General features: G+C 70.5%; 21 protein-coding genes. 14 read left to right on the top strand and 7 right to left on the bottom strand.

Annotation, left to right across the window (positions count from 1 at the left end; translation table 11 throughout):
- Positions 1-26 precede the first annotated feature (26 nt).
- The 3 genes from OG2516_RS02625 to ccmI are packed head-to-tail and all read right to left on the bottom strand — an operon-like array spanning position 27 to position 1,953.
- Positions 27-278, bottom strand: a complete 252-nt coding sequence (locus tag OG2516_RS02625; protein ID WP_007254057.1) for a DUF1289 domain-containing protein — start codon at positions 276-278, stop codon at positions 27-29.
- A complete protein-coding gene (gene ruvX / locus OG2516_RS02620; RefSeq protein ID WP_007254056.1) occupies positions 275-748 on the bottom strand; it encodes a Holliday junction resolvase RuvX in 474 nt (157 codons plus the stop codon). The genes OG2516_RS02625 and ruvX overlap by 4 nt, the downstream gene beginning before the upstream one ends.
- Positions 745-1,953, bottom strand: coding sequence for a c-type cytochrome biogenesis protein CcmI (gene ccmI, locus OG2516_RS02615; RefSeq protein WP_007254055.1), 1,209 nt, complete (start codon positions 1,951-1,953; stop codon positions 745-747). Before ccmI ends, ruvX begins: the two co-directional genes overlap by 4 nt.
- Positions 1,954-2,162: 209 nt before the next feature.
- Between ccmI and OG2516_RS02610 the strand changes: the two genes are divergently transcribed.
- From OG2516_RS02610 to OG2516_RS02575, 8 genes are all read left to right on the top strand, one after another.
- Entirely contained in the window at positions 2,163-3,407 is a 1,245-nt protein-coding gene (locus OG2516_RS02610) for a sarcosine oxidase subunit beta family protein (RefSeq protein WP_007254054.1), read from the top strand.
- Positions 3,408-3,519: 112 nt separating this feature from the next.
- Complete coding sequence (locus OG2516_RS02605) at positions 3,520-4,014, top strand: hypothetical protein (RefSeq protein WP_007254053.1); 495 nt, start codon at positions 3,520-3,522, stop codon at positions 4,012-4,014.
- Between the two features lie 99 nt (positions 4,015-4,113).
- The gene (locus tag OG2516_RS02600; protein ID WP_007254052.1) at positions 4,114-4,437 is read left to right on the top strand and encodes a sarcosine oxidase subunit delta; all 324 of its coding nucleotides are present in this window, start codon (positions 4,114-4,116) and stop codon (positions 4,435-4,437) included.
- On the top strand, positions 4,434-7,415 hold the full coding sequence (locus tag OG2516_RS02595; RefSeq protein ID WP_007254051.1) for a sarcosine oxidase subunit alpha family protein: 2,982 nt from the start codon (positions 4,434-4,436) through the stop codon (positions 7,413-7,415). Before OG2516_RS02600 ends, OG2516_RS02595 begins: the two co-directional genes overlap by 4 nt.
- The gene (locus OG2516_RS02590) at positions 7,408-7,929 is read left to right on the top strand and encodes a sarcosine oxidase subunit gamma (RefSeq protein WP_007254050.1); all 522 of its coding nucleotides are present in this window, start codon (positions 7,408-7,410) and stop codon (positions 7,927-7,929) included. Before OG2516_RS02595 ends, OG2516_RS02590 begins: the two co-directional genes overlap by 8 nt.
- 167 nt (positions 7,930-8,096) lie before the next feature.
- Positions 8,097-9,434 (top strand): trigger factor, encoded by a 1,338-nt coding sequence (tig, locus tag OG2516_RS02585; protein ID WP_007254049.1) that lies wholly within the window; start codon positions 8,097-8,099, stop codon positions 9,432-9,434.
- Positions 9,435-9,583: 149 nt separating this feature from the next.
- Positions 9,584-10,063: a hypothetical protein gene (locus OG2516_RS02580; RefSeq protein ID WP_040614907.1), complete on the top strand. Its 480-nt coding sequence runs from the start codon at positions 9,584-9,586 to the stop codon at positions 10,061-10,063.
- Positions 10,064-10,163: 100 nt separating this feature from the next.
- Positions 10,164-10,847: a TVP38/TMEM64 family protein gene (locus OG2516_RS02575; protein WP_007254047.1), complete on the top strand. Its 684-nt coding sequence runs from the start codon at positions 10,164-10,166 to the stop codon at positions 10,845-10,847.
- 4 nt (positions 10,848-10,851) lie between these two features.
- Here the strand turns inward: OG2516_RS02575 and OG2516_RS02570 are convergent, their stop codons facing one another.
- Together OG2516_RS02570 and OG2516_RS02565 are read right to left on the bottom strand one after the other, a co-directional pair.
- A complete protein-coding gene (locus tag OG2516_RS02570) occupies positions 10,852-12,810 on the bottom strand; it encodes a bifunctional 2',3'-cyclic-nucleotide 2'-phosphodiesterase/3'-nucleotidase (protein ID WP_007254046.1) in 1,959 nt (652 codons plus the stop codon).
- Between the two features lie 197 nt (positions 12,811-13,007).
- Positions 13,008-14,195, bottom strand: coding sequence for a M24 family metallopeptidase (locus tag OG2516_RS02565; RefSeq protein WP_007254045.1), 1,188 nt, complete (start codon positions 14,193-14,195; stop codon positions 13,008-13,010).
- Positions 14,196-14,398: 203 nt separating this feature from the next.
- Between OG2516_RS02565 and katG the strand changes: the two genes are divergently transcribed.
- On the top strand, positions 14,399-16,609 hold the full coding sequence (gene katG, locus OG2516_RS02560; RefSeq protein ID WP_007254044.1) for a catalase/peroxidase HPI: 2,211 nt from the start codon (positions 14,399-14,401) through the stop codon (positions 16,607-16,609).
- 93 nt (positions 16,610-16,702) lie between these two features.
- Here katG and OG2516_RS02555 read toward each other — a convergent pair whose 3' ends face one another.
- Entirely contained in the window at positions 16,703-17,413 is a 711-nt protein-coding gene (locus OG2516_RS02555) for an RlmE family RNA methyltransferase (RefSeq protein ID WP_007254043.1), read from the bottom strand.
- 104 nt (positions 17,414-17,517) lie between these two features.
- Between OG2516_RS02555 and OG2516_RS02550 the strand changes: the two genes are divergently transcribed.
- On the top strand, positions 17,518-17,886 hold the full coding sequence (locus tag OG2516_RS02550; protein ID WP_007254042.1) for a hypothetical protein: 369 nt from the start codon (positions 17,518-17,520) through the stop codon (positions 17,884-17,886).
- 78 nt (positions 17,887-17,964) lie between these two features.
- Here OG2516_RS02550 and OG2516_RS02545 read toward each other — a convergent pair whose 3' ends face one another.
- Positions 17,965-19,077 (bottom strand): Ppx/GppA phosphatase family protein, encoded by a 1,113-nt coding sequence (locus OG2516_RS02545; protein WP_040615374.1) that lies wholly within the window; start codon positions 19,075-19,077, stop codon positions 17,965-17,967.
- Between the two features lie 261 nt (positions 19,078-19,338).
- On the opposite strand from OG2516_RS02545, the gene OG2516_RS02540 reads away from it, so the two are divergent.
- The 4 genes from OG2516_RS02540 to OG2516_RS02525 are packed head-to-tail and all read left to right on the top strand — an operon-like array spanning position 19,339 to position 22,209.
- A complete protein-coding gene (locus OG2516_RS02540) occupies positions 19,339-19,635 on the top strand; it encodes a virulence factor (protein ID WP_007254040.1) in 297 nt (98 codons plus the stop codon).
- A 26-nt stretch (positions 19,636-19,661) separates the two neighbouring features.
- Complete coding sequence (locus tag OG2516_RS02535; RefSeq protein WP_007254039.1) at positions 19,662-20,594, top strand: methylenetetrahydrofolate reductase; 933 nt, start codon at positions 19,662-19,664, stop codon at positions 20,592-20,594.
- Complete coding sequence (locus tag OG2516_RS02530) at positions 20,594-21,250, top strand: HAD family hydrolase (RefSeq protein ID WP_050769142.1); 657 nt, start codon at positions 20,594-20,596, stop codon at positions 21,248-21,250. The genes OG2516_RS02535 and OG2516_RS02530 overlap by 1 nt, the downstream gene beginning before the upstream one ends.
- Positions 21,247-22,209, top strand: a complete 963-nt coding sequence (locus OG2516_RS02525; protein WP_007254037.1) for a methyltetrahydrofolate cobalamin methyltransferase — start codon at positions 21,247-21,249, stop codon at positions 22,207-22,209. Before OG2516_RS02530 ends, OG2516_RS02525 begins: the two co-directional genes overlap by 4 nt.
- Positions 22,210-22,216: the final 7 nt, after the last annotated feature.

The raw sequence follows: 22,216 nt of genomic DNA, 5'->3' as shown, positions 1-22,216 counted from the left end.
AGCCGGGCTTCAGCCCGGCACCGGCGTCAGCTCTCGCGGTCGAGGCGGGCGGCGCGGCCGCCGCGGCGGCGGGCGAGGAGCGGCTTGCGGGTCGGGAGGTCGGCCATGATGGCGCGGCGCTCGTCGGGGCTCATGCGCGACCAGGCGGCGATCTCGTCGAGGGTGCGCAGGCAGCCGGTGCAGATCCGGGCCGACGGGTGGACCACGCAGACCCGCACGCAGGGGCTCTCCACCTCGGCGCGCGACCAGACCGCGCCCGGATCCTCGGGGCGGCTCACGGCAGCCTCAGGTGGCGCAGGCGGTCGAGCATCCCTTGCAGGATCACCCCGGCGGCCACGTGATCGATCACCTCGCCGCGGCGGCGGCGGCTGGTGTCGGCCTCGAGCAGGGCGCGCTCGGCGGCCACAGTGGACAGCCGCTCGTCCCAGAAGGCGATGGGCAGCGGCGTGAGGCGCTCGAGGTTGCGCGCGAAGCCGCGGGTGGATTGGCAGCGCGGGCCTTCGCTGCCGTCCATGTTGCGCGGCAGGCCGAGCACGATGCCGGTGATCGCGCGGTGTTCGCAGATCGCCAGCAGCGCGGCGGCGTCGACGCCGAACTTCTTGCGCGCGATCGTCTGCAGCGGGGTGGCCACGGCGCGCAGGCCGTCGGACACGGCGACGCCGATGGTGCGGGTGCCGAGATCGAGCCCGACGAGCGCGCCGTGGTCGGGCAGGGCGGCGGCGAAGTCCTCGGCGCTGTCGCAGATCATGGCAGGCCCGCCCGGCGCGCGGCGCCGTCGATGATGCCGAGGTCGCGGGCGCTCGCGGCGAAGACGTCGCGGGCCTCCGCGAGGATCGCCGTCGCGCGCTCCTCCTCGCCGAGCACCGCGTAGGCGTTGATCAGGCGCGCCCATTCCTCGGCCGGGCCTCCCTCGGTGGCGAGGCGGTCGGAGAGCGCGGCGACCATGCCGCGGATCATCTCGGCGCGCGCCTCCGGGTCCATCGCCTCGGCGGCGGCGTCGGGCCCGCGCGGAGCCGGCGCGGCGGGCGGGGTGTAGTCCAGCCCGGCGAGCTCGGCGGCGCGGATGATCTGCTCGCGCGCGAGGCTGGCGTGGAGGTCGTCGGGCGCGGCATTCTCGACGGCGGGGCGCCAGAGGCGGACGGCGATGTCGGGGCGGTCGGTCTGGGCGTAGAGCAGGCCAAGGTAATAGCGCGCGGGGGTGCTGGCGGGATCGGCGGCGAGCAGGGTCTCGGCCAGGGTCTCGGCCTCGGGCGACACCACGCCGCCTGTCGCCGCGACCATCAGGTCGAGCAGCTGGACGCGCTCGGCGAGGCTGGTCTCGGCGCCCTTGAGCGCGACCAGCCGCTGCTGCGCCGCGAGCGCCGCCGGCCAGTTGCCCAGCGTCGCCTCGTTGCGCGCGAGCAGCGCCCAGCCCTGCACGTCGTCGGGCCGGGTGGGGACGATTTCGCGCAGCTCCGCGACCATCGCCATGTACTCCTCGGGTGCCTCGCGCTCGGTGACGGGCGGCGCGGCGTCCTGCAGCTCGGCCTGCGAGGGCCGCGACTGGCGCAGCGCCTCGCCCGCCGCCAGCCGCTCGGCGCGGGGCAGGTCGCGGTAGGGGCCGTCCGGGCCGAAGGCGCCGAGCGCGGCGTAGATCGCCCCGCCGCCCCCGAGCACCAGCAGCGCCGAGAGGCCGGCCACCACCCGCGTCGCGCGGCGCGGGGCGGGCGCGGCGGCCGAGGCCTCGGCATCAGCGGCGAGCAGGCGGCGGGCGATCTCGGTGCGGGTGCGCTCGGCCTCCTCGGGGGCGAGGGTGCCGCGGGCGAGGTCGCGGTCCACCTCGGCGAGCTGGCCGCGGTAGACGTCCACGTCCGACGCCTCCGCCCCGCCGTCGCCGCCGTCGCGCAGCAGGGGCGCGAGCAGGGTGGCGGTGACGGCGAGCGCCAGCAGGGCGCAGATCAGGTAGAACAGCATCGCACTCTCGGATCGGGTCCGCGTTTGCATAGCGGCGCGACGGACGCGGCGAAACCCCCGCCGGCCTCACGCCCGCGCGACGGGCGCACGGCGCGGGGCGGCGATGTCGCAATCCGGCGCGAACGTGCCGTTGACAGTCGCCAAGTTCATCGGCCTACGGTCCATCTCCAGCACGAGGGGCCGGCCGGGCCTCGGGAAGGGAATCGACGATGAAACGCTACTCCGCCTTCGCCATCGCCCGCGAGGCCCTGCGCCACCACGAGGGCTGGGAGCGCGCCTGGCGCTCGCCCGAGCCGAAGGCGCGCTACGACGTGGTCATCGTCGGCGCCGGCGGGCACGGGCTGGCCACCGCCTACTGGCTCGGCAAGAACCACGGCATCACCAACATCGCGGTGATCGAGAAGGGCTGGCTCGGCGGCGGCAACACTGGCCGCAACACCACGATCATCCGCTCCAACTACCTCCAGGACCCCTCGGCCGCGATCTACGAGAAGTCGCGCAGCCTCTACGAGACGATGAGCCAGGATCTGAACTACAACGTGATGTTCAGCCCGCGCGGCGTGATGATGCTGGCCCAGACCCAGCACGAGGTCCGCGGCTACCGGCGCACCGCCCACGCCAACGCGCTGCAGGGCGTGGCGACGGAATTCATCTCGCCGCAGCGGGTCAAGGAGCTCTGCCCGATCATGAACATCGACGGGCCGCGCTACCCGGTGCTCGGCGCGCTCTGGCAGCCGCGCGGCGGCACCGCGCGCCACGACGCCGTGGCCTGGGGCTATGCGCGGGCCTGCTCGGACATGGGCATGGACATCATCCAGAAGTGCGAGGTCACCGGCATCCGCCGCGAGGGCGGCAAGGTCACGGCGGTGGAGACGACCAAGGGCGAGATCGGCTGCGGCAAGCTCGGAATCGTGGTGGCGGGGCATTCGGGCGAGCTCGCCGAGATGGCGGGCTTCCGGCTGCCGATCGAGAGCGTGTCGCTGCAGGCGCTGGTGAGCGAGCCGATCAAGCCCTGCATGGACGTGGTCGTCATGGCCAACACCGTGCACGGCTACATGAGCCAGTCCGACAAGGGCGAGATGGTGATCGGCGGCGGCGCGGACGGGTTCAACAACTACACCCAGCGCGGCTCCTTCCACCACATCGAGGAGACGGTGCGGGCGCTGGTCGAGACCTTCCCGATGATCTCGCGGCTGAAGATGCTGCGCCAGTGGGGCGGCATCGTCGACATGACCGGGGACCGCTCGCCGATCCTGTCCAAGACCCCGGTCGAGGGCGTCTTCGTCAATTGCGGCTGGGGCACGGGCGGCTTCAAGGCGATCCCCGGCTCGGGCTGGGCGATGGCCGAGCTGATGGCGAAAGGCCACGCGCCGCTCGCCGACGCCTTCTCGCTGGACCGCTTCCGCGAGGGGCGCTTCATCGACGAGAGTGTCGCCGCCGGGGTGGCGCACTGATGCGTGCGTCCGCGCAAATTCGCCGCGCATTCGCAGGATGCGCATCAAGGGGGAACCGGAACGGGGAGTCCGCACTTGCTATGTGTAATGACACAGTGAGGAAGGTAGTCCCATGTCGGATCCCAACACCAACATCAACAACAACACCGGCGGCGAACCTCCCAAGGGCGGCGGCACCGGTATGGCGCTGCTCGTCGGTGCGCTCGTCGTTATCGTCGCGCTCATCGCGTGGTACGTCTGGGGCGGCGACGACGACGTCGTCACCGACACCGAGCTCGACGCCACGCCCGAAGTCATCGACGATGCCGAGGTCATCGACGAAGCCGAGGTCGAGCTCGAGGAGGCCGAAGTCGCCACCGAGGCCGCCGTCGATGACGCTGGCGAAGCCCTCGATGACGCCGGCGAGGCCCTCGAGGACGCCGGCGCCGATGTCGCCCAGGAAGTCGACGAAGCCGCCGGCGCCGTCGCCGAGGAAGCCGACGACGCTGCGGCCACGATCGACGAAGAGATCGACGACGCTGCTGCCGCCATCGCCGAGGAAGCTGACGAGACCGCTGCCGAAGTCGCCGAGGAAGTCGACGAAGACGACGCCGAAACGACCCAGTAACACCCTCCGTCCTACCATCGGAGCGGATCGCCGCGTGCGCGCGGCGGTCCGCTTCGTCGTGTCCGGCCCCCTGTTAACCATCCGCCCGGAGGCCGCGCCATGCTGCTCTTGACCTGTCCCGCTTGCGGCGTCGCCGCCGACGAGACCGAGCTCGCCCCCGGGGGCGAGGCGCACCTGACACGGGTGGGGCCCGACGGCGACGACGCCAGCTTCGAGGGCTACCTGTTCCAGCGCGCCAACCCGCGCGGCGTCCACTTCGAGCGCTGGCGGCACGTCTATGGCTGCGGCAAGTGGTTTCACGCGGCGCGCGACACGGCGACGCTCGAGGTGTTCGGCACCTACTCTGCCCAGACCACCGCACCGCCCGATGACATCCTGGACAAGATCAAGGCCCGTCGACCGGGCTGGGAGGGCAACGCATGAGCACGCGGCTGAAGGCCGGCGGACGCCGCGTCGACCCTGGCAAACCGGTCACGTTCCGCTTCAATGGACGCAAGCTGAAGGGCTTCGCGGGCGACACGCTCGCCTCGGCGCTGCTGGCCAACGACCAGCTGCTGGTCGGGCGGTCGTTCAAGTACCACCGCCCGCGCGGCATCGTCGCCAGCGGTGTCGAGGAGCCGAACGCGCTGGTCAACCTCGGCGAGGGCGCACGGCTCGAGCCGAACGCGCGCGCCACGACGACGGAGCTGTTCGACGGCCTCGTCGCGCGCTCGCAGAACCACTGGCCGAGCCTCGACTTCGACGTCGGCGCGATCAACGCGCGGCTGTCGCGGCTGCTGCCGGCGGGGTTCTACTACAAGATGTTCATGCATCCACGCCCGTTCTGGAAGCACGTTTACGAGCCGTTCATCCGCAAGTCCGCCGGCCTCGGCGAAGCTCCCACGGACGCCGACGCGGATACCTACGAGCACTACTACGCCCACGTCGACGTGCTGATCGTCGGCGGAGGCGTCGCGGGGCTGCAGGCTGCGCTCGCGGCGGGCCGGGCAGGGCGCTCGGTGCTGCTGATGGAGCAGGGCGCGCACTGGGGCGGGCGCACGCCCGTCGACGGCGGCGAGATCGACGGCGGCGACGCGGCCGGCTGGATCGACGCCGCGGTACGCGAGCTAGAGGGGCTCGACAACGTGCAGCTCCGGCTGCGCTGCATGGGAGCCGGGGTCTACGACCACGGCTACGTCACCGGCTATGAGCGGTTGATGGACCATCGTCCCGGCGCGCCGGGGCCGCGCCACCGGCTCTGGCGGGTACGGGCGGAGCGGATCATCGTCGCCACCGGTGCGCTCGAACGGCCGCTGTCCTTCGCGGGCAACGACCTGCCGGGCGTCATGCTGGCCTCGGCCGTGCGTGATTACATCGTCGAGTACGGCGTCAGCACCGGCGACCGCACCGTGCTCGTCACCAACAACGACGACGGCTACCGCACAGCGCTGGCGGTGCTCGACGCGGGGCTCGACGTGGTCGCCGTGCTCGATGCCCGCACCTCCGCCACCGGCGCGCTGCCCGAGCAGGTGCGCGGGCGGGGCGTCCGGGTGCTGACCGGCAAGGGCGTCGCCAAGGCCACCGGCGGCAAGCGGCTCGAGGCGGTCCATGTCTGCGCGCAGGCGGGCGAGGGCGCGGTGATCGAGACGATCCCCTGCGAGTGCCTGGCCATGTCGGGCGGCTGGTCGCCTGTCGTCCACCTCTGGAGCCACACCGGCGGCAAGCTCTCCTGGGACGCCGAGCGCGCTTTCTTCCGCCCCGACCCCGACCGCGCCCCCACCGGCGCCGACGGCGAGGCGGTGGTCGACATCGCGGGCGCGGCCAACGGTCATCTCGGCCTCGCCGCCATCCTCGAGGACGCCCACCGCGCCGGCGGCGGCGAGGGAGCGCCCGCCCCGGGCACGCAGCCCGAGGAAGCGCCGCTGCACCCGGTCTGGATGATGCCCGACAACGCGCGCATCGAGCTGCGCGAGAAGATGTGGCTCGACTTCCAGAACGACGTGAAGGTCTCCGACGTCCGCCTCGCGGCGCAGGAGGGTTACGAGAGCGTCGAGCACACCAAGCGCTACACCACGCTCGGCATGGCGACAGATCAGGGGAAACTGAGCAACATCAACGGCCTCGCCGTGCTTGCTCAAGCGTTGGATGAAGACATTCCCGCGGTCGGCACCACCACCTTCCGCCCGCCCTACACGCCGATCTCCATGGGCGCGATCACCGGCGACGCGCGGGGCGAGCTGTTCCAGCCGATCCGCCGCACCGTGCTGCACGAGTGGCACGAGCGCCGCGGCGCCTATTGGGAGCCGGTCGGCCACTGGCGGCGGCCCTACTGCTACCCGGAGGGCGGTGAGAGCCATGGCGAGGCGGTCGCGCGGGAGGTGAAGAACACCCGGCAAGCCGTTGGGATGCTTGACGCATCCACCCTCGGAAAGATCGTCGTCAAGGGCCCCGACGCGGGCCGCTTCCTCGACATGCTCTACACCAACATGATGAGCACCCTGCCGGTCGGCCGCTGCCGCTACGGGCTGATGTGCAGCGAGAACGGCTTCCTCATCGACGACGGCGTCGTCGCGCGGCTCGACGACGACACCTGGCTCTGCCACACGACCACCGGCGGCTCCGACCGCATCCACGCCCACATGGAGGAGTGGCTGCAGACCGAGTGGTGGGACTGGCAGGTCTACACCGCCAACCTTACCGAGCAGTACGCGCAGATCGCCGTCGTCGGCCCGAAGGCCCGTGCGGTGCTGGAAAAGCTCGGCGGCATGGACGTTTCCGCCGATGCGCTCAAGTTCATGGACTGGCGCGACGGCGAGCTCGGCGGGCAGCCGGTCCGGGTGTTCCGCATCTCGTTCTCGGGCGAGCTCTCCTACGAGATCGCCACTCCCGCCGGCCGGGGCCGCGAGCTTTGGGACCGGCTGTTCGAGGCGGGAGCGGAGTTCGGCGTGATGCCCTACGGCACAGAGGCGCTGCACGTGATGCGCGCCGAGAAGGGCTTCATCATGATCGGCGACGAGACCGACGGCACGGTGATCCCGCAGGATCTCGGCCTGGGCTGGGCGATCAGCAAGAAGAAGGACGACTTCCTCGGCAAGCGCGCGCAGGAGCGCAGCCACATGACCGATCCGAACCGCTGGCAACTCGTCGGACTGCTCACGGAGGACGGCTCGGTGCTGCCCGACGGCGCCTACATCGTCGAGGACGGCACCAACGCCAACGGCCAGCGCAACGTGCAGGGCCGCGTCACCTCGACCTACCATTCGCCGACGCTGGGGCGCGGCATCGCGATGGCGCTGCTCCATCGCGGGCCGGCGCGGATGGGCGAGGTGGTCGAGGCCAACAAGGTGGACGGCGGCACGGTGGCGGCGAAGGTCGTCAGCCCGGTCTTCTACGATCCGGAGGGGGAGAAGCAGAATGTCTGACCTGTCGCTCGAGCGCGCGGCCCCGCGCGGCATGATCGCCCTGCGCGGCGACTTCGACAGCCTCGCCGGCCCCTGCCGCGAGATCACCGGCGCCGACCTGCCCGCACCGCTCGGCGCGGCGGGCGAGGGGCGGGCGCTGCTCTGGATGTCGCCCGACGAGCTGCTGCTGCTCTGCGACCCCGGCGACGTCGGCGAGGTGCTCGCGCGGCTCGGCGAGGCGCTGGCCGCGCAGCACCACCTCGCCAGCGACGTGTCGGACGCGCGCGTCGTCTTCACCCTGCGCGGCCCCGGCGTGCGCGACGCGCTCGCGCGGATTACCCCCTGCGACATGCGCCCGGGCCGGTTCCACGTCGGCCAGGTCCGGCGCACGCGGCTCGGGCAGGTGGCGGCGGCGATCCGGCTGACGGGGGACGCGGCGGCGGAGGTCTACTGCTTCCGCTCGGTCGGCGACTACGTCGAGCGGCTGCTCGCCACCGCCCTCGAGAGCGCCAACCGCGAGCGCGTCGCCCTCTGAGCGGCCGCCCGACTCGCCCGCCGGGGCCCGCGATACGCCTGCGGGCCTTGCCTGCATGAGCAAAAACGGGGTTGAAGGCGAGCGGGTCGACCTCTAGAAGACCCCAATTCTCGAGGGCGGCCTTAAGTGCGGCCCCGGTCCCAGACGCTCCCCACACGAGGAAGACAATGCAAGTCACCGAGACCCTGAACGACGGCCTGAAGCGCGGCTACCAGATCACCGTCACGGCCGCCGAACTGGACGACAAGGTGCTGAGCAAGCTCAAGGAAGCGCAGCCCGGTATCGAGATGAAGGGCTTCCGCAAGGGCAAGGTCCCGATGGCGCTGCTCAAGAAGCAGTACGGCCCCCGGCTCATGGGCGAGGCGATGCAGGAGAGCGTCGACGGCGCCGTCTCCAGCCACCTCGAGGAGACCGGCCACCGCCCGGCGATGCAGCCCTCGATGAAGATGAACAACGAGGACTGGAAAGAGGGCGACGACGTCGTCGTCGACGTCGAGTACGAGACGCTGCCCGAGATCGGCGAGATCGACTTCTCCACCATCTCCATCGAGCGCCTCGTCGCCAAGGCCGACGACGCCTCCGTGCAGGACGCGCTCGAGAACCTCGCCAAGTCGGCCCAGACCTTCGAGACGAAGGACGGCGCGGCCGAAGACGGCGACCAGGTCGTGATCGACTTCGTCGGCAAGAAGGACGGCGAGGCGTTCGAGGGCGGCTCCGCGGAAGACTACCCGCTGGTGCTCGGCTCCAACGCATTCATCCCCGGCTTCGAGGAGCAGCTGAGCGGCGTCGCCGCCGGTGACGAGAAGACGATCGAGATCACCTTCCCCGAGGACTACCAGGCCGAGCACCTCGCCGGTCAGGCCGTCACCTTCGACGTCACCGTCAAGGAAGTGAAAGCGCCCGCCGAGGCCGCCATCGACGATGAGCTCGCCAAGCGCTACGGCGCCGACGATCTCGACGGCCTGAAGGCGCAGATCTCCGAGCGTCTCGAGGCCGAGTACCAGGGCGCCGCCCGCGCCGTCGCCAAGCGCCGCCTGCTCGACGCGCTCGACGAGAAGGTGAACTTCGAGCTGCCCAAGGGCCTCGTCGACGCCGAGGCGCGCCAGATCGCGCACCAGCTGTGGCACGAGGAGAACCCCGAGCACGAGGGCCACGACCACCCGGCCATCGAGCCCACCGAGGAGCACCAGAAGCTCGCCGAGCGCCGCGTGAAGCTGGGCCTGTTCCTTGCCGAGATCGGCCAGAAGAACGAGGTCCAGGTGACCGACGCCGAGATGACCCAGGCCGTCATGAATCAGGCGCGCCAGTATCCGGGCCAGGAGCGTCAGTTCTTCGAGTTCGTCCAGCAGAACCCGCAGATGCGCCAGCAGCTGCAGGCACCGATCTTCGAGGACAAGGTCGTCGACCTGATCTTCGAGAAGGCCGACGTGACGGAGAAGGAAGTCTCCAAGGAAGAGCTGCAGGCCGCCGTCGAGAAGCTCGACGACGAGGATTTCGCCGCCTGAGCCAGCCCCGGATTGCACCAGTTGCCGCAGCGCCGCCCTTCGGGGCGGCGTTTCGCGTTTTTGCCATGGTTCGGCGCTTTTCGGCTTAACTAGCCGATGTCATTTCACGTATGGTCGAGGCGAAGCAATTTTCGCAAAGGATCATCCAGATGAAACGCCTTATCATGGCATTGGCCGCCTTCTTCGGCCTGTCCGCCGGTGCGGCCGTCGCCTGTCCAACCTTCACCCTCGCGGGCGTCGAGCAATATTCCGCGACCGGCCCACAGCTGCGCCGGCCGGCCTTCTTCAACGTCGTCGCGGGCGGCGAGAGCTACATCTGGGACTGCCCCGGCATCAACCCGCGCACGGACCGGGGCGCCGGCTACTTCACCACCCAGCCCGACTTCAGCTTCCACCTGCAGAACATGGGCGGGCTGCGGCTCGTCGTCTCGGTCGTGAGCGAGTGCGACGCGGCGCTGCTGATCAATACCGGCGCGGTCAACTGGTACTACGACGACGACGACAACGGGAACTACGACCCCAGGATCAGCCTGACGCGGCCATCGAACGGGCGCATGGATATCTGGATCGGCACCTACGACGGCGCCTACTGCAACGCGCAGCTGCGGATGGAGACGTTCGCGCGCTGAGTTTGCGGGGCAGGGGCCGGGCACCCGCCCGGCCAGTCCCTGCCGGCCCATCGCGCCGCCGACCCTTCTAAATCCCCCGGCGGCGTGACATCTGGCGGGCATGATCGCCTCCGACCACACCCGTCCCGTCGCCCTCCTCCTGGCGCTCGCCGCCGGCAGCTTGCTGCTGGCGTTGCTGTGCGCGCCGGTCTGGTGGCCGGTGGCGGCGGACTGGGCGACGCTGCTCGGCTCGACGGACCGGCTCGCCGCCGCGGCGGGGCGGGCGGGGCCGGTGCTGCTGGTCGTGCTGATGGCCCTCGCGGTGGTGGCGAGCCCGATCCCGAGCGGGCCGATCGCCATGGCGGCGGGGGCGGTCTACGGGGTGACGGGGGGCGGCGCGGTCAGCATCGCGGGCGCGTTCCTCGGCGCGATGATCGCCTTCGCCATCGCGCGCCGCTTCCGATCCGCGCTCGCGGGGCGCGACAACAGGATCGCCGCCTGGATCTGCCGCCCGCGCTCGCCGACGATGCTGATGCTCGCGGTGTTCGGCGCGCGGCTGGTGCCGCTGATATCGTTCGACGCGGTCAGCTACGCCGCCGGCCTCACCACGCTCTCCACCTGGCGCTTCGCCCTAGCGACGCTGCTCGGCGTCGCGCCGATGGGCTTCGCCTTCGCCGCGATGGGGGCAGGGGTGGCCGACGGCGAGCACCGCACGCTCGCGATCATCGTCGCCTCGGCGGTGACGGTGGCGCTGCCCGCGGCCGTCTGGGGGGTGCAGCGCGCCCGGGGCCGGGCGCGCCGCTGATCCGTCAGAGCCGGATGCGGAAGACGGCGAAGCCGGTATCGCTGTCGCCCGCCGGCTCGATCTGCACGCCCTCGACGCTCTCGGCGTAGTGCGCGCCTGCCGGGCCCGTCTCGAACAGGACCGTGGTGCCGTCCATCGGCGTGAAGGTCCAGTTGGCGTCCGCGGTCGGACTGATCGTGCCTTGCTCGACGATGTAGCGCACGATCACGTCGCGGTTGGTGTCCGGGCCCTCGAAGATCGTGGTGCTGCCGTCGGCGCCCGGGAAGGTGCCGCCGCCGGAGGCGCGGTAGTTGTTCGTCGCGACGATGAACTCCTGGCTCTCGTCGATCGGCTCGCCCTGGTAGCGCAGGTTCTTGATCCGGTTCGCGCCCTCGTTGATGACGTTGCCGTCCCGGTCGAACTTCGGCGGCTCCGAGAGGTCGATCTCGTAGGTGACCCCGTCGATGACGTCGAAGTTGTAGGAGGGCATCTCGGGGTTGAGCAGCATCGCGTCCTCGGCCCCGGGCTCGACCTGGTTGAAGATCGAGGCCGACCGTTCGAGCCACTCCCGCACCGTGGCGCCGTCGATCTTCACCGCGCGCACCGTGTTCGGGTAGAGGTAGAGATCGGAGACGTTCTTGATCGCCACCGGGCCGGCGGCCACGTCGGTGAAGTAGTCCGGCCCGCCGCGGCCCCCGGCCTTGAACGGCGCGGCGGCCGACAGGATCGGCAGGCCCTCGTTCTCGGTGCCCTGCATCATCTGCTCGATGTACCAGGTCTGGGCGTTGGAGACGATCTGGACGGACGGATCGTCGGCGACCAGCGCGAAGTACGAATGGAGCGGCGCGTCGGTCTGGCCGACCTCGGCGCGCACGTATTCCAGCGTCTCCTCGTGGGCGTCATCGGTGGCCTCGAGCACCGGCTCGTGGTCGTCGACCAGCGCCGTGACCGAGCGATCCTCCTCGCGCTGCGAGATCGGCCGGGCCTCGACGGTGAAGTCGGAGACTGTCCACGTGTCGCCGTCGCGCTCGAGCATCAGGTCGACGAGGCCCATGTGCGAGCCCCAGAAGCCGGCCATCACGCCGGGCTTGCCGCCGAGCGTGCCGGCGGCGACGTCCGCACCGGGCCAGTCCTCGTAGTCGGGGCCGGGGAAGACGAGGTGGCTGTGGCCCGACAGGACCACGTCGATGCCCTCGACGCCGCCGAGCGGGATCGCGGCGTTCTCCATCATGTGCGTGTGCTCGTCGGAGCCGATGCCGGAATGGGCCAGCGCGATGATGATCTCGGCGCCTTCCTCCTTCATCTTCGGCACGTAGGCGTTGGCCGCCTCGATGATGTCGCGCACGTCGACGCGGCCCTCGAGGTGGCGGCGGTCCCAGGTCATGATCTGGGGCGGAACGAAGCCGATCAGGCCGATCTTGATCGGGAAGGTCTCGCCCGCGCCGTCGGTGATCTCGCGCTCGACGATGGTGTAGGGCGGCACCAGCGTCTCGTCGGCGGTGATCTCGTCGCCCTGGCTGGTGGTGACGTTGCAGCAGACCACCGGGAAGCCCGCGCCGGCGAGCGCCTTGGTCAGGAAGTCGAGCCCGTAGTTGAACTCGTGGTTGCCGAGCGTCATCGCGTCGTAGCCGAGCGTGTTGAAGGCCTCGATGACCGGGTGGACGACGTCGCCGTCCATGCCTTTCTCGTAGGCCATGTAATCGCCCATGGGGTTGCCCTGGAGGAAGTCGCCGTTGTCGAGCAGCAGCGAGTTCGTGCTCTCGGCGCGCACGGCGTCGATGAGCGAGGCGGTGCGGGCGAGGCCGACCGTGTCGGAGGGGCGGTCGGCGTAGTAGTCGTAGGGCCAGACGTGGACGTGGATATCGGTGGTTTCCATGATCCGCAGGTGGGCCTGACCGCTTTGGGCGCTGGCCGAGAACGGATGCAGCGCGATCATGCCGGCGGTACCGGCGAGGAAGCCGCGGCGGGTGAGGGTAAAGGTCATGTGTTCGTTTCCCTGTTGTCGGTTCGGGCCCGGCTTACGCGGACCTTGTGACAAGCAGATTGCAGGCGAATCGCGCGCAGGCAAAGTCTCTCGCTCAACTTCCGCGAGGTTACGCCGTCTCCCGACGCAGGCCGGGCTTCAGCCCGGCACCCTCGCCGGCACACGGCTAAAACGTTACATAATACTGATTACACGCATCAGCCCTTGATCACGAGCCCCCCCGGCGTCGTGCACAATCTCTCGCACCCGTCCTCGGTGATCAGGATCGGCTCGGTCGTCTCGATGCCCCCGTCGTCGAGCCACAGCGCGGGCATGAAGTGAAACGCCATTCCCGGCTGCAACAGCGTCCGGTCGCCCGCGCGCAGCGACATGGTCCGCTCGCCCCAGTCCGGCGGATAGCTCAGCCCGATCGAGTAACCGACGCGGCTGTCCTTGACGAAGCCGTGCCGGCTCAGCGTCTCGTTGAAGGCGCGCGCCAGGTCCTCGCAGCGGTTGCCGGGCTTGGCGAGTTCGAGCGCCGCCTCCGTCGCCTCCTCGACCGCGGCCTCGGCGTCGAGGTACTTCTGCGGCGGCTTGCCCAGGAACAGCGTGCGCGATTGCGGGCAATGGTAGCGCCGGTGCGCGCCGGCGATCTCGAAGAACGTCGCCTCGCCGGTCCTGAGCGGCGTGTCGTCCCACGTCAGGTGCGGCGCGGTCGCGTCGAGCCCCGAGGGCGCCATCGGCACGATTGCCGGGTAATCGCCCCAATGGCCGCCGACGCCGGAGATGCCGGTGTGGTAGATCTCGGCCACCAGCTTGTGTTTCGGCAGGCCCGGCTCGGCCATCTCGGCGATGCGTGCGTGCATGGCCGTGACGATGTCGGCGGCGCGGCGCATGTAGATGATCTCGGTGTCGGACTTCACCGCGCGCTGCCAGTTCACCAGCCCCGTCGCGTCGCACAGCTCGGCCTTCGGCAGGCCCTTCAGCAGTGTCTGGTAAGCCTTTGCGCTGAAGTAGTAATTCTCCATCTCGACCCCGATGCGCTGCTCGCCGTGGCCGTAGGCCTCGACGAGTCGCGCGAGGTCTTCCATCGGGTGCCGGTCGGGATTCTGAACATAATCGTCGGCGTAGCCGAAGATGTTGTCCTCATCCATGAACACCGTGCGCAGCGCGCCCGCCGCGTCCATGCCGCGGCCCCACCAGACCGGCTCGCCCTCGTGGCTGAGCAGCACCGCCTGGTGGACGTAGAACGACCAGCCGTCGTAGCCCGAGATCCACGCGATGTTGGAGGGATCGGTGATCAGGATCGCGTCGAGGTTCTCCGCCTCCATCGCGGCGCGGACCTTCTCGATGCGGTCCCAGTATTCGGCGTCGGGAAAGGACGGACTCGTTCTGCTCGTCGGCATCGCACACTCCTTCAGGAACGGGCCGACCGTGGCCGCAACGCGCGGCGAGTCCAACCGGATTCGCGCCCCCTGCCCCCGCGCCCGCGGATGCATCAGGCGAACTTATCGACGAGCTGCAGTTATTTAATTTTTCCTGCTGCCGGAATCCGTCTATCGAGACGCCGTACCGCCCGCTGGGCGGCTCTCAGCACTTGGAGGACAAGATGGACGGTAGCAACAGCAGCGGCGGGTGCCCGGTCGCGCACCACACGTTCCGCGGCCGCAGGAACAAGGATTGGTGGCCGAACCAGCTCACCTTGCGCATTCTTCACCAGAACGGCGTCGAAGGCGATCCGATGGGCGCCGAGTTCGACTACGTCGAGGCGTTCAAGAAGCTCGACCTCGATGCGGTGAAGCAGGACATCTTCGCGCTGATGACCGACAGCCAGGAGTGGTGGCCGGCGGACTGGGGCCATTACGGGCCGTTCTTCATCCGCATGGCCTGGCACTCCGCCGGCTCCTACCGCACCGGCGACGGCCGCGGCGGCTCGCGCTCGGGCGCGCAGCGCTTCGCGCCGCTCAACAGCTGGCCCGACAACGCCAACCTCGACAAGGCCCGCCGCCTGCTCTGGCCGGTCAAGCAGAAGTACGGCGCCGCGCTCTCTTGGGCCGACCTGATGATCCTCGCCGGCAATTGCGCGCTCGAGTCGATGAACTTCAAGACCTTCGGCTTCGCCGGCGGCCGGGCCGACATCTACGAGCCCGAGGAAGACATCTACTGGGGCACCGAGGAGGAGTGGCTCGCCGACTCCACGGCCAAGGGCAGCCGCTACAGCGAGGGCCGCGCCCTCGAGAATCCGCTGGCCGCCGTGCAGATGGGCCTGATCTACGTCAATCCGGAAGGCCCCGACGGCAAGCCCGACCCGCTCGCCGCCGCGCAGGACATCCGCGAGACGTTCGGCCGGATGGCGATGAACGACGAGGAGACCGTCGCACTAATCGCCGGCGGCCACACCTTCGGCAAGTGCCACGGCGCCGGCAGCCCCGACGACATCGACGTCGAGCCGGAAGGCGCCGACATCACCGAGCAGGGCTTCGGCTGGAAGCACAAGCACGGCCTGCACGGCAACGACACCTTCACCTCGGGCCTCGAGGTCATCTGGACCCAGACCCCGACCGAGTGGGGCCACGGCTTCTTCCGCAACCTGTTCGACTACGACTACGAGCTGACGAAGAGCCCGGCCGGCGCCTACCAGTGGCGCCCCGTCAACCCCGAGGCGCAGGACACGATCCCCGACCCGCACGAGCCCGGCAAGCGGCGCACGCCGAACATGCTGACCACCGACCTCGCGCTGAAGGAAGACCCGGCATACGCGAAGATCTCGCGCCACTTCTACGACAACCCCGAGGCCTTCGCCGACGCCTTCGCCCGCGCCTGGTTCAAGCTGACCCACCGCGACATGGGCCCGCGCTCCTGCTACCACGGCCCCGAAGTGCCAGACGAGGTGCTGATCTGGCAGGACCCGGTGCCCGAGGTCGACCACCCGCTGGTCGACGCCGCCGACGTGGCCGAGCTCAAGGCGAAGGTGCTCGATGCCGGCGTCTCGCCGCGCGATCTCGCCTTCGTTGCGTGGGCCTCGGCCTCGACCTACCGCGGCTCCGACCGCCGGGGCGGCGCCAACGGCGCGCGCATCCGGCTCGCGCCGCAGAAGGACTGGGAAGCCAACGAACCCGCAACGCTGGCCCGCGTGCTGCCCGCCCTCGAGCAGGTGCGCGACGCCTTCAACGGCGCGGCGTCGGGCGGCAAGCGCATCTCGCTCGCCGACCTGATCGTCCTCGCGGGCTCCGCCGCCGTCGAGAAGATGGCGCGCGACGCCGGTCACGAGATCGAGGTGCCGTTCGCGCCGGGCCGCACCGACGCCACCGACGACATGACCGACGCGGCCTCGTTCGAGCCGCTCGAGCCCCGCGCCGACGGCTTCCGCAACTACCTCGACACGGAGTTCACCGTGCCGGCCGAGCAGCTGCTCGTCGACCGCGCCAAGCTGCTGACGCTGACCGGCCCGGAGATGACGGTGCTCCTGGGCGGGATGCGCGCAATGGGCCTCAACCATGGCGGCACGTCGCACGGCGTGTTCACCGAGCGTCCCGGACGGCTGTCCAACGAGGTCTTCGTCAACCTGCTCGACATGGGCACGGCCTGGAAGGCGTCGGAGGACGACAAGCACGTCTATGTCGGCACCGACCGGGCGACCGGCGAGCAGAAGTGGACGGCCACGCGCGTCGACCTCGTCTTCGGCTCCAACTCGCAGCTGCGGGCGCTGGCCGAGGTCTATGCCGCCGACGACGCGGGCGAGAAGTTCGTGAAGGACCTCGTGGCCGCCTGGGTCAAGGTGATGAACGCCGACCGCTTCGACCTGCGCGGCAAGCACTGAAGCGTCGGCCCCTCCGGGGGCCGGCTGCCTCTCCCGAGCGGCGCGCGCTTCGGCGGGCGCCGCTTTTTTCGATTGTCGGAGGCCCCTGCCCCCTCAGCCGCGGAAGCCCGTCGCGACGACGAACTTTTCGGAACTGTCGGCGCGCGAGGCCGGCGGCTTGACGTTGACGACCTTGGTGAAGCGCTGCTTGAGCAGGGTCTGCAGGCTCCCCTCCGCGCCGCCCGCGAGCACCTTCGCCACGAACGTGCCGCCCTCGACGAGCACGTCGAAGGCGAAATACGCCGCCGCCTCGCAGAGCGCGACGATGCGCAGGTGGTCGGTCTGCTTGTGGCCCGAGGCGGAGGCGGCCATGTCCGACATCACCACGTCGGCGGGGCCGGCGAGCCAGTCCTTGACCTGCTCGTCGGCGTCGTCGGCGAGGAAGTCGAGCTGGTGGATCTCCGCGCCCGCGATCGGCTCGACCTCCTGCAGGTCGATGCCGAGCACCTTGCCCACCGCCTTGTCGGAGCGCTCGCCGAGCGCGTTGGTGCGCCGCACCGCGACCTGGCACCAGCCGCCGGGCGCGCAGCCGAGGTCCACCACCCGCGCGCCGGGAACGAGGAAGCGGTACTTGTCGTCGAGCTCGAGGATCTTGTAGGCGGCGCGGCCCCGGTAGCCGTCGGCCTTCGCGCGCTTGACGTACGGGTCGTTGAGCTGGCGCTGCAGCCAGAGCGTCGAGGACAGCTTGCGGCCGCGCGCGGTCTTCACCTTCACGGTGAGGTCGCGCTGGCCGCGGCCGGAGGATTTGCGTGTCTTCTTCGCCATGCGGCCCGCGATAGCGCGTGGGGCCGCGTCAGACAAGCCGCGGCGAAACCGGGCGGGCCCGGCGGGGTTGTGGAAGAAGACGCCGAAACGAGGAGCCCGCCGCCGTGACCACCCCCCTGCCCAAGACGCTGCTGCTGACCGGCCTCGCCGGTGCCGTGCTGGTCGGCGCCCAGTTCGTCAACGACCCCGAGGCCGCCGCCGCCCGCTACCGCCGGCCGCTGCGCTCGGGGGCCGCGCGCCGCACGCTGCACCAGGCCCGGCTCGTCAGCGGCATCCTCGCCGCCGCCGCCTTCACCGTGCGCGGCCGGTTCCGCGCCCTCGGCTGGCTGATGCTGCTGCGCTCGCTGATCCCCGCCATCGAGGCCGTCGCCCGCGAGCGCCGCTGGTGGGACGCGAAGCGGTTTCCGAGCGGAGCGACGGCGCTGGGAATGCTGGTGACCGGATTGTCGCTGGTGCGCGGCGGGCGGAAGTGACGGCCTGCGGCGCGTGGCCCACTGCCGGCACGTAGGCCGGGCTTCAGCCCGGCCCCCCGCCACTCCGCGCCCGCCGTGCTAGTACGGCCCACCCTCGAGAACCCCGTCCGCGCTCATCTGCGCGTAGAGCAGCCCCTCGCGCAGCCCCCGGTCGGCGACGGACAGCCGATCCGTCGGCCAGATCCGCATCAGGGCCTGCAGGATCGCCGCGCCCGACATGATCAGGGCCTGCCGGTCCTTGCCGATGCGCGGATCGTTGCGCCGCCCCTCGGGGCCGAGCGCGAGGTAGTCGCGGATCACCGTGTCGATCTGCTCCGTCGTCATCCGCAGCCCGTCCACCTTGGAGCGGTCGTAGCGCCGCAGGCCGAGGTGGGACGCGGCGACGGTGGTGACGGTGCCCGACGTGCCGATGATCTGGAAACCTTCCTTGATCTGCTCGGAGGCATAGGGCGCGAACTCGGCGAGGTTCTCCTCGAAGAACCAGCTCATCAGCGCGAAGCGGGCCGAGTCGTCCTCCACGTCGCGGAACTGGTCGCGCAGGGTGGCGACGCCGAGCGGCACCGAGATCCAGTCCACCACCTTGGCGACGGGGAACGGGCCCGGACCCTGCTTGAAGCCCGAATGCAGGCGCATGATCGCCTTGGGCCGGTCGAGGCGCGGGACGTTGGTGAGGTCGATCCAGACCAGCTCCGTCGAGCCGCCGCCGATATCGACGACGAGAAGCTGGTCGGTGCGCGTCGAGACGAGCGGCGCGCAGGAGATGACCGCCAGCCGGGCCTCCTCCTCGGGCTCGATGATCTCGAGCTTCAGCCCCGTCTCGCGGCGCACCTGGGCGATGAACTGGCCGGCGTTGGTGGCCCTCCGGCAGGCCTCGGTCGCCACCAGCCGCATCCGCGAGACCTTGTGGCGGCGCAGCTTCTGCATGCAGATGCGCATCGCGTTGACGGTGCGCGCCATCGACGAGCGCGACAGCCGCCCCGACGTCTCGAGCCCCAGCCCGAGCTGGACCGACTTCGAGAAGCTGTCTATCACGTGGAACTGACTGCCCTTGGGCTGGGCAATCAGCATCCGGCAGCTGTTGGTGCCGAGATCCAGCGCCGCGTAGAGCGAGTCCGGATCCGGCGGTATGGGCGCAGGGCTCTCGACCGGCAGTGGGAAAGCGCCCGCACCCTTGGGACGCTTGGGCGCCATCGTCACGCCCTCCATATCTAGTTGAGGCCAATCTACGGATGCGTCGTCGATCTGACAAGCGTTGTGACCTCTCCGCGACACCCCGGCGTCGCGTCACCTCCGCCTCAAGATGGTGGTGAGCCCTTTTCACGCGGCCGGGGCTGGCCCTCGGCGCGCGGGCTTGCGATCTAGGCGTCGCAGCGTGGTGTTGTTATGTCGAAAACCGACGTCGGTGCGCGCGCGTTGGACCTTAGAAGTGCCCGGACGGCAAAGGGGAATCGCATGGCGGACGTGACGATCGTGTACTGGCGAGACATTCCCGCCCAGGTGATCGTCGGCAAGGGACGGCGCGCGGTGAAGGTGCAGCTCAGCGAGCGCTTCGAGCAGGCGATCGACCGGGCCGCGATGAAGACTGGCGCCGCCGAGACCGACGCCTACCTCGCGGAGTGGCGCAAGGCCGCGCCCGTCGGCGTCGAGGGCGACGACCGCGAGGCCGCCGAGGCCACCGCGGCGCGGCTCGAGGCGGAGTACGACACGGCGCGCCTCAAGGCGCTCATCGGAAACGACGGCTGGGCGTGATCCGCCAGCGTCTCAGGGAGGTCCTCATGGCACTGCTCAACTTCCGCCGCAGCCCCGGCCCGGCCGGCCAGGCCACCGACGGGCGCGTCGCCGCCCTGCTCGAGGGCTACTCGATCGAGGTGATGCCGCGCACCGCCGCCAAGGTGGAGGACTTCCGCGCGCTGCTTCCCGCCGGCACGCGCGTCTACATCGCCCACATCGAGGGCACCCCCATCGAGGACATGGTCGCCACCGCGCGCCGCCTCGCCGACGAGGGCTTCGAGGCGATGCCGCACTTCCCCGCGCGCATCATCCCCGACCGCGCCACCCTCGCCGACTGGATCGCCCGCTACCGGGGCGAGGCCGGCGTGCGCCAGGCGCTGGTGCTGGCGGGCGGCGTCAAGGCGCCGCACGGCGACTTCCACTGCTCGATGCAGCTGCTCGAGACCGGCCTCTTCGACGCCGCCGGCTTCACCCGCCTGCACGTCGCCGGCCACCCCGAGGGCAACCGCGACATCGACCCCGACGGCTCGACCGCGCAGGTCGAGGAGGCGCTGGCCTGGAAGCAGGCCTTCTCCGAGCGCACCGACGCCGAGATGGCGCTGGTCACCCAGTTCGCCTTCGACGCGGGCGCGATCATCCGCTGGACCGAGGCGCTCACCGCCGCCGGCATCACCCTGCCCGTCCATGTGGGCATCGCGGGGCCGGCGAAGCTGCAGACGATGATCAAGTTCGCCATGGCCTGCGGCGTCGGACCGTCGCTGAAGGTGCTGCAGAAGCGCGCGCTCGACGTCTCCAAGCTGCTGCTGCCCTACGAGCCCGACGAGGTGCTGCAGGCCCTCGCCGATCACAAGGCGGTCCATCCCGGCTTCCAGGTGCCGCAGATCCACTTCTTTCCGCTCGGCGGCATCGCCGCCTGCGCGGAGTGGGCGCGCACCCACGGCGGCGCGGCGGCCCGTCCCGCGGCGGCGACGGCCTGATGCCGGCGCTGCTTTTCGACCTCGACGGCACACTGCTCGAGACCGACCCGCTGCACGCGGCGGTCTTCGTCGACATCTTCGCCGAGCACGGCCGCGACGTGGACGAGGCTTTCTACATGAAGCACATCCACGGCCGCCTGAACGCCGAGATCTTCGAGGAGTACTTCCCCGACTCCCACACCCAGGAGATGGCCGACGACAAGGAGGCCCGTTTCCGCGAGCGGCTCGGCGGCAGCGCCGAGCCCCTGCCGGGGCTGCTGGCGCTGCTCGAGCGCGCCGAGGCCGCGGGCTGGCCCATGGCCGTCGTCACCAACGCGCCGCGCGAGAACGCCGAGGCGATGCTCTCGGCCATCGGCCTCGACGGGCGCTTCGCCACCATCGTGCTTGGCGACGACTGCCCGCGCGGCAAGCCCGACCCCTACCCTTACGCCCACGCGATGCGCCTGCTCGGCGTCACGCCCGGGCAGACGCTCGCCTTCGAGGACAGCCGCGCCGGGATCGCCTCGGCCGCCGGCGCCGGCGCGACGGTGCTCGGCGTGACGACCGGGCTCGACGCCGACACTCTCCGCGCCGCCGGCGCCACCGCCACCATCCGCGATTACACTGACCCCGCGCTCGAGACCGAGATCCGGCGCATTGAAGGAGCCACCGCATGACCCGCACCGTCGTCGAGAGCAAGACGAAGACCGCCGTGATCGGCTTTGACGAGCCGTTCTGCGTCATCGGCGAGCGGATCAACCCCACGGGGCGCAAGAAGCTCGCCGCCGAGCTCGAGGCCGGCGACTTCTCCACCGTCGAGGCCGACGCGCTGATGCAGGTCGCCTGCGGCGCGACGATGCTCGATGTGAATGCCGGGGTGGTCTACAACTCCAACCCCAACCCCAACGAGACCGAGCCGCCGCTGATGACGAAGATGCTCGAGCTCGTGCAGGGGCTGGTCGACGTGCCGCTCTGCATCGACAGCTCGGTGCCCGGCGCGCTCGAGGCGGGGCTGCAATGCTGCGAGGGGCGGCCGCTGCTGAATTCGGTGACCGGCGAGGAGGACCGCCTCGAGCTCGTGCTGCCGCTGGTCAAGAAGTACAACGTGCCGGTGGTGGCGATCTCCAACGACGACACCGGCATCTCCGAAGACCCCGACGTGCGCTTCGCCGTGGCCAGGAAGGTCGTCGAGCGGGCGGCGGATTTCGGCATCCCCGCGCACGACATCGTCGTCGACCCGCTGGTGATGCCCATCGGCGCGATGGCGACCGCCGGTCAGCAGGTCTTCGCGCTGGTGCGCCGCCTGCGGAACGAGCTCGGGGTGAACACGACCTGCGGCGCGTCCAACATCTCCTTCGGCCTGCCCAACCGGCACGGCATCAACGCCGCCTTCCTGCCCATGGCGATCGGCGCGGGCATGACCTCGGCGATCATGAACCCGACCCGGGCGGTGGAGATGGAAGCGATCCGCGCGGCCAACCTGCTCGCCAACCACGACCCCAACGGCTCGGCCTGGATCGCCTTCACCCGCATCCTCGACGCCACCAAGGACGGCACGTCCTTCGCGGACGCTTCAAAGGCCGCCGCCGCCGCCGGCGGGCCACGGCGCGACGGCCGGCGTCGTCGGCGGGCGTGAAATGGCG

This window comes from Oceanicola granulosus HTCC2516, from assembly GCF_000153305.1.
GTDB classification, from domain to species: domain Bacteria; phylum Pseudomonadota; class Alphaproteobacteria; order Rhodobacterales; family Rhodobacteraceae; genus Oceanicola; species Oceanicola granulosus.
The sequence above is the reverse complement of the archived record's forward strand: the minus strand, read 5'-3'. Positions and strand labels throughout refer to the sequence as shown.